Origin of the sequence: Rhodococcus sp. (in: high G+C Gram-positive bacteria), assembly GCF_049299235.1 — a bacterium.
Lineage (GTDB): Bacteria > Actinomycetota > Actinomycetes > Mycobacteriales > Mycobacteriaceae > Rhodococcus.
In genome coordinates this window covers 1-9,913 of sequence record NZ_JBAQXC010000270.1, presented here as the reverse complement: position 1 = coordinate 9,913, position 9,913 = coordinate 1, and the positions used below count along the sequence as shown (strand labels likewise).

At 68.7% G+C, this 9,913-nt stretch carries 13 protein-coding genes; 10 read left to right on the top strand and 3 right to left on the bottom strand.

Annotated features, from left to right (window positions below; translation table 11 throughout):
• Together WAX14_RS15925 and WAX14_RS15920 are read right to left on the bottom strand one after the other, a co-directional pair.
• A partial coding sequence (locus WAX14_RS15925) for a glutamate racemase (protein ID WP_422629025.1) occupies positions 1 to 423 on the bottom strand: 423 nt, incomplete at its 3' end.
• Positions 424 to 487: 64 nt separating this feature from the next.
• Positions 488 to 1,693: an NAD(P)/FAD-dependent oxidoreductase gene (locus WAX14_RS15920; protein ID WP_422629024.1), complete on the bottom strand. Its 1,206-nt coding sequence runs from the start codon at positions 1,691 to 1,693 to the stop codon at positions 488 to 490.
• Between the two features lie 221 nt (positions 1,694 to 1,914).
• Between WAX14_RS15920 and WAX14_RS15915 the strand changes: the two genes are divergently transcribed.
• The 10 genes from WAX14_RS15915 to WAX14_RS15870 all read left to right on the top strand — a co-directional run bounded on the left by WAX14_RS15915 (position 1,915) and on the right by WAX14_RS15870 (position 8,657).
• Positions 1,915 to 2,376 (top strand): Asp23/Gls24 family envelope stress response protein, encoded by a 462-nt coding sequence (locus tag WAX14_RS15915; RefSeq protein WP_422629023.1) that lies wholly within the window; start codon positions 1,915 to 1,917, stop codon positions 2,374 to 2,376.
• Positions 2,373 to 2,783 (top strand): hypothetical protein, encoded by a 411-nt coding sequence (locus WAX14_RS15910; protein WP_422629022.1) that lies wholly within the window; start codon positions 2,373 to 2,375, stop codon positions 2,781 to 2,783. Before WAX14_RS15915 ends, WAX14_RS15910 begins: the two co-directional genes overlap by 4 nt.
• On the top strand, positions 2,780 to 2,974 hold the full coding sequence (locus tag WAX14_RS15905) for a DUF2273 domain-containing protein (protein WP_422629021.1): 195 nt from the start codon (positions 2,780 to 2,782) through the stop codon (positions 2,972 to 2,974). Before WAX14_RS15910 ends, WAX14_RS15905 begins: the two co-directional genes overlap by 4 nt.
• The gene (locus tag WAX14_RS15900) at positions 2,967 to 3,977 is read left to right on the top strand and encodes a DUF6286 domain-containing protein (RefSeq protein ID WP_422629020.1); all 1,011 of its coding nucleotides are present in this window, start codon (positions 2,967 to 2,969) and stop codon (positions 3,975 to 3,977) included. Before WAX14_RS15905 ends, WAX14_RS15900 begins: the two co-directional genes overlap by 8 nt.
• The gene (locus tag WAX14_RS15895) at positions 3,974 to 4,528 is read left to right on the top strand and encodes a hypothetical protein (protein WP_422629019.1); all 555 of its coding nucleotides are present in this window, start codon (positions 3,974 to 3,976) and stop codon (positions 4,526 to 4,528) included. The genes WAX14_RS15900 and WAX14_RS15895 overlap by 4 nt, the downstream gene beginning before the upstream one ends.
• A gap of 204 nt (positions 4,529 to 4,732) precedes the next feature.
• On the top strand, positions 4,733 to 5,635 hold the full coding sequence (locus WAX14_RS15890; protein ID WP_422629018.1) for a phosphate/phosphite/phosphonate ABC transporter substrate-binding protein: 903 nt from the start codon (positions 4,733 to 4,735) through the stop codon (positions 5,633 to 5,635).
• Positions 5,632 to 6,444: a phosphonate ABC transporter ATP-binding protein gene (locus WAX14_RS15885; RefSeq protein WP_422629017.1), complete on the top strand. Its 813-nt coding sequence runs from the start codon at positions 5,632 to 5,634 to the stop codon at positions 6,442 to 6,444. Before WAX14_RS15890 ends, WAX14_RS15885 begins: the two co-directional genes overlap by 4 nt.
• Complete coding sequence (gene phnE, locus WAX14_RS15880; RefSeq protein WP_422629016.1) at positions 6,425 to 7,279, top strand: phosphonate ABC transporter, permease protein PhnE; 855 nt, start codon at positions 6,425 to 6,427, stop codon at positions 7,277 to 7,279. Before WAX14_RS15885 ends, phnE begins: the two co-directional genes overlap by 20 nt.
• Positions 7,276 to 8,034, top strand: coding sequence for a tyrosine-protein phosphatase (locus WAX14_RS15875; RefSeq protein ID WP_422629015.1), 759 nt, complete (start codon positions 7,276 to 7,278; stop codon positions 8,032 to 8,034). The genes phnE and WAX14_RS15875 overlap by 4 nt, the downstream gene beginning before the upstream one ends.
• Complete coding sequence (locus WAX14_RS15870; protein WP_422629014.1) at positions 8,031 to 8,657, top strand: TetR/AcrR family transcriptional regulator; 627 nt, start codon at positions 8,031 to 8,033, stop codon at positions 8,655 to 8,657. Before WAX14_RS15875 ends, WAX14_RS15870 begins: the two co-directional genes overlap by 4 nt.
• A gap of 11 nt (positions 8,658 to 8,668) precedes the next feature.
• On the opposite strand, the gene WAX14_RS15865 is transcribed toward WAX14_RS15870, so the two are convergent.
• Complete coding sequence (locus tag WAX14_RS15865) at positions 8,669 to 9,883, bottom strand: GNAT family N-acetyltransferase (RefSeq protein WP_422629013.1); 1,215 nt, start codon at positions 9,881 to 9,883, stop codon at positions 8,669 to 8,671.
• Between the last annotated feature and the right edge of the window lie 30 nt (positions 9,884 to 9,913).

Below are 9,913 nucleotides of genomic sequence, written 5' to 3'. Positions count from 1 at the left end.
GTGACATGCCACGCCGACGACGGCGCTGCCGTTCGCGAACCGCGCGATCAGGTCGGCCTGGTAGCTGCTGGCAGTGGTCGCGGCGGTCGCCCAGATCGCCACCGAATCGCACGCCGCCGCGGCCGGTTTGATCGCCGGAACCGTACCGACCACGGGAACGCCGTCGCCGAGCTCACGGCGAACCTCGTCGAGGGCGGTGACCGAAGCGGTGTTGCACGGCAGCACGACGACCTCGGCGCCGCGCCGGACCGCACGCCGCGCGGTGGTGACGACCTGCTCGATCACCCAGTCCCGCGGTTTCGGACCCCACGGCGCCCCGTCCGGGTCCATCGACAACATCAGGTCCAGATCGGGCCGCAATCGGCGCAGCCACGCCGAGGTCGGCAGCAAACCGAAACCCGAGTCGATGAGCGCAACGATCACCGTACGAATCTAGCGCGCAGCACCGCCCGGACGGGCAGGCCGGGGGCGATCACCGGATCGTGCGTCACGGGGTCGGGGCGAGCATCTCCTCGATCGGTGCACCCGCCGCGATCTTCGCGCGGGTCTTCATCACCTGTCCTGGCAGCCCACCGCCGACGACACCGACGAGCCTGCCATCCCGCTCGTAGTAGACGAGGAACTTACGGCCGTCGTCCCGCACGACATGCACGGTGTCCTGCGCCGACACCGCACCCAGACCCTGGATCTTGATGTTGTATTGGTCGCTCCAGAAGTACGGGACCTGCGCGGCCCGGTCGCCGTCGTCACCGAGCAGCGCCTTCGCCAGTACGACGGCCTGCTCACCGGCGTTCGTCCAGTGTTCGACGCGCTTGCGGTCACCGCCCGGCACCTGCCAGGACGCGACGTCGCCGACTGCCCACACGTGGTCGACGGAGGCACGACCCACCGTGTCGCACACCACACCGTTGTCGACGGTCACTCCGGAACCGTCCAGCCATTCGGTGACCGGTACCGATCCGATGCCGAGGACCACCAGGTCCACCGCGATCTCGGTGCCGTCGCCGAGCACCGCGCCGGTGACCCGGCCGTCGCCGCGCAACTCGGCCAGCCCGACACCGGAGCGCACGTCGACACCCTCACCGACGTGCAGGCGCTCGACGAACGCACCGACCTCGGTGCCGAGAACCGACGCGAGCGGCGTGGGTTGCGGCTCGACGAGCACGACGTCCATCCCGCAGGCCCGCAGGCTGGCCGCGACCTCGCAGCCGATGAAACCGGCGCCGACGATCAGTGCCCGGCCACCGGGAACGATATCTGCACGCAGACCCGCGCTGTCCTCGACGGACCGCAGGACGTGCACACCGGTCAGCTCGGGCAGGCCGGGGATCCGGCGCGGACGCAGCCCCGTCGCGATGATCAGCTCGCCGTAGCCGAGTGGGGTGCCGTCGGACAGGACGACGGTGCGTGCCGCGTCGTCGAGCGATGCCACCGCGACACCGAGCCGCAGGTCGATGCGCTGTTCGTCGAAGAATTCGCGCGGACGCAACGTGGTGTCCTCGCGTTCGCCGCGGATCACGTCCTTCGACAGCGGCGGCCGGTCGTACGGCAGGTGCTCCTCGGCACCGACCAGCACGATTTCGCCGTCGAATCCGGCTCGCCGCAACTCCTCGGCGGTACGAACCCCGGCCAAACCGGCGCCGACGACGACGACCTTCCCGGTCGCGTCTTCGGTCACATGATCAGTCGACACGTCTACATCCTTCTGTTGCGGTGACGCCGGTCACCCCCGATACCGTTCAACTTTTCTACCAAAAGGCGCGGTCCGGCGACAGTCCTACGGTTCCGCCCCGGGCGTGGGAAACACCGTGCGCGTGCGTCCCAACCGGGTGCGCGAGCACTAGAGTCGAGGGCAACGTGCAGACAACGGAGTCGACCACGGACACCACCGGCAATGTTACCGAGGAGTCCCTCATGACCAGCGACAGCGGCGCAGGAATCAGCCGCGTACAGTTCGGCCTCGGCACCTCGCCCGGGCCCGTCGACACCCAGGGCCGAACGATCATCGCCGACGCCGTCGTCGCGAAGATCGCGGGTATCGCCACCCGCGAAATCAGCGGGGTGTTCGACGTCGGCGCAGGCACCACCCGCGTCGTGGGCGCACTGCGCGACCGGATTCCCGGCGCACGCATCAACCACGGGCAGGGCGTGTCCGTCGAAGTCGGCGAGAAGCAGGCCGCGATCGACATCGGCATCGTCGCCGAATACGGTGTGGCACTGCACGAACTCGCGGTGGCGATCCGGCACAACGTGATCGGTGCGGTCGAACGGATGACCGGACTCGAGGTCACCGAGGTCAACATCACCGTGTTCGACGTTGTGCTGCACGACGAAGCTGCCGCCCTCGCCGACGACGCCAGGCCACGAGTGCAGTGACCACCACCGGAACGACCACCACCGGAACGACCACCACCGGAACGCCGTCCACGGCGGAACTCGCCGAGCAGGTCGCCGGCGTCGTGCTCGCCGTCCCCGGAGTCGCCGGTCTGCACGGCGGCGCCTTCGGTGAGATCGCCACCTACCTGCCGGGCCGCCGCGTCGAAGGAATCCGGATCGGACCCGATCTGTGCATGGTGCATATCGTCGCCCGGTATCCGTGCGACCTGCGCGCGGTCGCCGACGCGGTACACGCACGGGTCGCGACGATGGTCTCGGTGCCCGTTCAGGTGACGATCGAAGATCTCGACGAGCACCCCCTGTCCGACGAGCACCCCCCGTCCGACGAGCACCCCCCGTCCGACGAGCACCCCCTGTCCGACGAGCACACAGAGGCGGCACCGTGAACCACACGCCCATCAACAACACCGTCGTCGGTCTCCTCGCAGGACTGCTGCTGGCCATCGCGGGCATCCTCGGCGGTTTCAGCGGACTGCTGTTCGCCGTACTGCTCGGCGCTCTCGGCATGGTGATCGGTGCGCACCGCGACGGCCTCCTCGACCTCGGCGCGCTGCTCAGGAGCCGGGGTCGTGGCTGACCCGAGCCCGCCCGACACCCACATATCGGCTGTACCCGCTGCGGAGGACACCCGCGGTCACCGCGGCACGCTCGTCGTCAAGGACCGCGCGGTCGAGCGGATCGCGACCGCAGCGGCGCTGCAGGTGCCCGGCGTGGTCCGGCGCAGCAGCGGCCTGAGCCTGCTCACCGGCCGCGAATTGCCCCGCGCCGACGTGACCACCGGCGGCGCCGCCGTCGCGGTCAACCTGTACATCGCCGCCGAATGGCCGTACGACGCGGCGATCCTCACCCGCCGCGTGCACGATTCCGTCGAGCGGCAACTGCGCGAACTCACCGGACTGTACGTCCACGAACTGAACGTCCTCATCGTCGCGACATCAGTTCCCGAAGACACCGAGAACTCCGAAAGCGCCGACACCGCCATCCCCGTCGAGTACCTCGAATCCGATATTGTCGCCGCCCGCACCGAACCGCGCACCCCGATTCCCGTCGTCGCACCACTGCCACCGCTCGCCTATCCGGCGGCCGCCCCCGCGGCGGCGATCATCGCCGTCGCGTCGCTGCTCCTGGCCTTCGCGGCCGCGCGGGAATTGCTCATCGTGCGCGGCACGTACGCCGGTGCACCGTGGCTGCGGAACTCCTTCGAATGGTTCGGCAGGCTGCACTGGCAGCCGTGGATCGCACCGGCCGCCGCCGCATGCGTCGTCGTCGGCATCGTGCTGCTCGCGGTGGCCTGCAAACCACGGCGACGCACCCATCTGCCGTTGCGGGTCGACGGGCCGGTGGCGACGGTGTGGATGCGCCGAACCGATCTGGCCCGCATGTGCAGCGCCCACGCATCGGCGTTGACCGGTGTCGGTACCGCCCGCACCGTCGTCGACCGGCGGCGTGCCCTCGTCCGGATCACCGTCGAGGACGAGACCCCGGTCGCCGAACTCACCGCCGCGGTGCGGGCCGCGGTGGAACCGAACCTGGCCCTGCTCGCTGAGCCGATCCCGCTCGTCGTGAAGGTGAACCGTTGAAACTGCGCACCGTCCTGGTCAATCGGTTCGTCGCCTTCGGAACGGGTCTCTTCCTGCTCGGTGCCGGGGCGTTCGCGCTGGCCTGGGTTGCGCGGGTGCCGTTCACCCGGGACTCACTCGCGCGACTCGACCGGCCCCGCGTCATCGACATCCCCGACCAGCCGTGGTGGACGGCGGCGCTGTGGACCGCGGTAGCGGTGGGCCTGACAGTCGGCATCGTATTGCTGGTGGTGAACTTGTCGCGGCGCCGCACCTCCACCGTGCAACTCTACGATCAGGTCACCGATGCAACGCTCGGCGTCGAACTCGGACCGGTCGCCGACGGTGTCGCCGCCGAACTCGCGGCACTGCCCGGGGTGCGGTCGGCGCGCGGGCGGGCCGTCGTCGAACGGCACCTGCCGACACTGTCGGTGACCGTGCACGCCGACCCGAACATCGACGTCGCCGAGTTCACCGCGAGTGCCGAGGACACCGCGCAACGCGCCGCCCGTGCGCTGGGCGGGGCGCGCGTCGCGACGCAGGTGCTGCTGCATCTGGATCCGGCTGTCTGAGAGTGCCTGAGCGCGGGCGCAACGACGGTACCGCCCGATTCCGGCGACCGTGACCTGCTCCCGAGTGTTCACCTCGCGGCCCGTTTCCGATACCGCAGTCTGCTAATTCCACGTCACTTCGGCACGTTTCCATACCGGTGTTCTCATAAACATCTCGCGTGACTGCGTGAAAGGGACGCCATGCGCCACCACACTCCGCCCCTCGTGGGCATCCTGGGAATCAGCGTCCTCGTCGTCGCACTCGCCGGTTGTTCGACGACCGGCGGTACCGATGGGCCCGCCGGTACCTCCACCACCGCCGCCTCCACCATCACCATCGCCACCACCCCACTCGGTGACGACCCGACGAAAGCGAACCCGGTCGAGGCACTGGCCGACCTGCTGGAAACCGAAACCGGTCGCAGCGTGGACATCCTCGACGTGCCCGACTATCTCAGCGTCGTCGAGGCCATCCGCTCCGATCACGTCGACTTCGGCATCATGAGCGGGTTTCCGTCCGCCCTCGCCGTCAGCACCGGCGAGGTGGACGCCCTGATGGCGTGGAAGGGCAGCGACAAACCCGTGTCGACCTGCGTGGTGCTCGACAACTCACCGGTTCGCGAACTCACCGACCTGCGCGGCAAGACGGTCGCGTTCGCCGACCAGGCATCGAGTTCCGGGTATTTCATGCCCGTCCACATGCTCCACGAGGCCGGGCTCGAACGAGACACCGACTACGAGGCGATCTTCGCCGGTGGACACGAGGGCAGCTTCGCGGCCCTGAAACAGGGCCAGGTCGACGCGGCGTGTACGGCAATCATGCTCACCGAACTCGGTGAGCCGATGTTCCCGTTCTCCGGCGGTGAATGGCGAGGAGTCGGGCAGAGCCTGTCGATGCCCGTGATGGGTGCGGTCCTCGCCCGGCCGTCGCTCGACGACGACACCCGCACGCTGCTGCAGACCGCGCTGCCGACGGTGTTCTCGGAGACGAACGCCGAGGCCCTCGGTGCGCTCGGTGCCGGCTTCATCGGACTCGACGAGATCATCGATCCGAGCCCCGCCGAATTCCAACCCTTCGTCGACATCGCCGCCGTCGCGGGTGTCGAACTCGAGGACCTGGACGGATGAGCGCGCCGGCACTGCCGTCGACCCGCCGGCCGAACCGCACCGAGTCGTCGGTTCCGGTGACGGTGCGCGGACTTCGCGTGGCATACGGCGACCAGGTGGTGCTCGACGGGGTGGACCTCGACCTGCACGCCGGTGACGTCGTCGCACTGCTCGGTGCGTCCGGGTCCGGCAAGTCGACACTGATGAAGAGCCTCACCGGGTTCGCGCCCGTCACCGCGGGCAGCGTTCGGGTCGCCGGGTTCGACGTCACCGCTGTCCGCGGTCGCGACCTGCGGCGGCTCAGAGCCGAGGTCGGGCAGGTTTTCCAGCAGTTCAACCTGATCCCCCGCCTCAGTGTGCTCACGAACGTGCTCACCGGAGCGTTGCACAACACCGGACCGCTCAATCTGATCGGCGGGTTCTCCGGTGAGCACCGGAAACTCGCCTTGCACTATCTCGACCGTGTCGGCATCGCGCACAAGGCAACCGAGCCCGCCCGCTCACTCAGCGGCGGCCAGCAGCAGCGCGTCGCGATCGCCCGTGCGCTCATGCAGCAGCCCAGCGTGCTCCTCGCCGACGAACCGGTGGCTTCCCTCGACCCGAGGCTCGCCGATTCCGTACTCGAACTGCTGCGCGGTATCGCAGCCGAATACCGGATCCCCGTCCTGGTGAGCCTGCATGTCCTGCCGCTCGCGCTGCGCCACAGCGACCGCATCGTCGGGTTGCGTCAGGGCAGGATGCTCGTCTCGGCACCCACCGCCGAACTCGACGACGCGCACTTGTTCCCGCTCTACGACCAGGAGGACGACGGTGACGACGACCTCGGCTGAGCCCACCGGCACCGACCGGGTGCCGCAGCCCGCCCCGTCCCTCGACCCGGAGCAGCGTCACCGTCTCGAACGAGCATTCTCCGTGCCGCGCACCCGATTCCTCGCCGGCATCCCGATCGCCGCGCTGGTGCTGCTCTGGTCCTTCCACGGCGCCGAGTTCGACTTCACGAAGCTCGCCGACGGCAGCGTCAACATGGCCGAGTTTCTCTCGCGACTCTTCCCACCGGACTTCTCGAAGTTCGGTACCATCGTCGAATTGCTCGTCGAGACACTGCAGATGGCGATCGTCGGTACCGTCCTCGGCGGGGTGCTGTCGTTGTTCGTCGCGTTCGCCGCGGCATCCAACATCGCCCCCCGGTGGCTGTACTACCCGGCACGGTGGGTGATGAACGTGATCCGGTCGATTCCCGACCTGGTGTTCGCCCTGATGTTCGTCTCCGCTGTCGGACTCGGCCCGTTCGCCGGCATCCTCGCCATGACACTCGGTTCCATCGGTTCGATCGGCAAGATCTACGCCGAGGCGATGGAAGCCGTCGACCGTGGTCCCGTCACCGCGATGGACGCGGTGGGCGCATCGAAACGACAGGTCATCGCATACGGGATACTGCCGCAGGCGGCACCGATGCTCATCTCGTACACGCTGCTGCTGTTTGAGGGAAATGTCCGGGGCGCAACCATTCTCGGCCTCGTCGGCGCCGGCGGCATCGGACTCGAACTCACCACCGCGATGAAAATGTACGACTACGGACATCTCAGCGCGATCATCCTCTGCATCATCGCGCTCGTCACGGTCATCGACCAGGGCAGCGCCCTCATCCGAAGGAAAATCACTTGACCACGCTCGATTTCACGCTCACCGCACCCGTCAACCTCCGCGACCTCGGCGGCATCCCGATCTCGGGTGGAATTCTCCGTACCGGCCTCGCGATCCGCTCCGACGACCTGTCGACCATCACCCCGGCACACGCTCGTGATCTGGCGTCCCGCGGACTGGTCAGCGTCATCGATCTGCGGTCGAACGACGAGGTCGCCCTGACCGGTCGCGGTCCCCTTTCCGAGCACGCGATCGCCTATCATCATCTGCCGCTGATGTCGGACATCCGTTCCGCGGGTACCGCCGACGAACCCTTCCCCACGTCACGAGCGGCGTTCGGCGAGATGTACGCGACGATGATGGAAAGCGCCGCACCGCAATTGGTGAGCGCACTGGCGATCATCGCCGTCGCACCGGGAACGACCGCCTTCCACTGCGCGGCGGGTGCGGACCGGACCGGGGTCCTGGCCGCCGCACTGCTGCTGACGCTCGGCGCCGCCGACGACGACATCGTCGCGGACTACGGTGTCACCGGCACCAACATGGACGCGATCACCGCGCGCCTGGCCCCCGTCATGGGTGTACTGCTGGCGCGCCTCGGATTCGACTTCGAGGACGCGGCGGCGGTGCGCAGCGACGAAGCATGGGATGTTCCCGTACGTTCGATGCTGGCGCTCCTCCGGGATCGGCACGGCGACGCCCTCGCACCGCTACGCGCGGCGGGCCTCGGCGACGACACCGTCGCGTTGCTCCGGCGACGGGCCCTCACCTCGTGACACTCGCCGACCGAACCGGGCCGGGAACATCCACCGCGCGCGGCCCCGGACGCCCCCGCAACGGCAATATCGACGAACAAATACTCACTGCGACACAGGAACTCATCGACGAGAACGAACCGATCACGGTGAACCGCATCGTGCAGCGCAGCGGCGTCAGCCGGGCCGCGCTGTATCTGCGATGGCCGTCGGTCACCGCACTCGTCGCCGCCGCCGTCGACGCCGGTCGGCAACGGCCCGAACCGCTCCCCACCGGTGCCGATCCGCGGGAAACGATCCTCGGAGCCTTCCTCGGAGCCGCGGGCAGCGAGCACCCCGTCGGCTACCCCGAGGAACGCTTCCGGCAGCGCATCCGACTCGCCATGGAGAACCCGGAGTTACAGAAAACCTACTGGGCCTCACACGTATCGCGGCGTCGGGCACCGGTAGAGGTGGCACTGCGCGATGCGATCGCGTGCGGGGTGCTCCGCGACGACCTCGACGTCGAGGCATGCTTCGACCTGCTCGCCGGGGTGCTCTACTACCAACTCGTGGTTCGCGGCGACCGCCTCGCGGACGAGGCCGTACACGCCCGCTGCCGCCGGGCACTCGACGTCGCGTGGCGCGGGATGCTCGCCGGATAGTTGGTGCGCCGCTAGAACATCACACCGGCGAACGGTGCCTCCTCGGTCGCGAACAGGCACTCGAGCTGCGACAGTGCCGAGGTGTCGTGCGTGCGCACGAGCCCGGCACTGTCGAGCTGGTGCCATCGTGTTCCCCCGAGCAGCGCGGCCCCGAGCGTGGCGACATCCACCTCCGCCTGCGGTGGGGCATCGACACGGTCACAGCCGTCCGCTCCGATCCGGTAGGTGCCGGTGTTCTGCGGCAGCAACTCGTCGACGACACCGAGCCGCACCGGCTCACCGTCGGTGAAGGACCGTTCGGCCAGCGCGGCCGCCACGTCGAGGATGCGCAGCCACGTTTCGTCGCCGGCGCTGCGCAGGCGCACGGCGCGGCGGTCGGTGACCAGCCACGGCAACGGATCGTCCTGCGGTAGGTCGGTGAAAACGAACGTGTCGACCAGATCGAGGGACAGCAGGAACCGGATCAGTCCGAGATAGGCGGTGCGGGTCGGAGCGTAGAAGTCGTCGACGACGACGGTGCGGTCGGCGCCGCCGAACCAACGGTCGGTACCGACCGGCCGGTATCGAACGAAGCCGTCCTCCGATCCGGGATCGCCATGAACCGCAACATAATTCGGTCCACGATCGGATTGCGCCCACAATTCACGGCCGCGCCACCACAACGGGACGCGGTCGATGGCGCCCGGCCGCGTCGACGGGGTGGTCGCGACGATCCGCGGCAGCAGCGACCACACCTCGTCGGCTCCCAGCAGCCGGACCGGGCCACCGGACCCCACCGTTGAACGCAGCCGCGCCCGCCGCACATCCAACTCGACGCTGTGCGACGAACTCGCCACCCCGTACCCGAACCGGCCGTAGATCGTCGCCTCGGACGCGCGCAGCGTCGCGACGACCTCACCGCGGTCGCGGGCATTACGCAACTGATGCCGCATCAACGCGGTGAGGATCCCCCGCCGGGTATGGGTGGGCAGCACCCCGACATGGGTGACCGCCGCATGCGGCACACGACGGCCGCCGGGCAGGATCAGGCCGCTCGTCGCCGAATCCGCGGTCCCGACCATGACACCGTCGACGAACGCGCCGAGCGTACGTCCCGGCTCGAGCAGTTCCCGGATCTGTCCCGGCTCGTACGGCGGTGGGGTCGGCAACCCGACCATCGCGGTGCGGAACAGGTTCGACGATGCGACGAGGTCGGCATCGGTGTCCAGGACACGAATTTCCGGCATGACCGCAGCCTACGGACCTCAACCCCACAC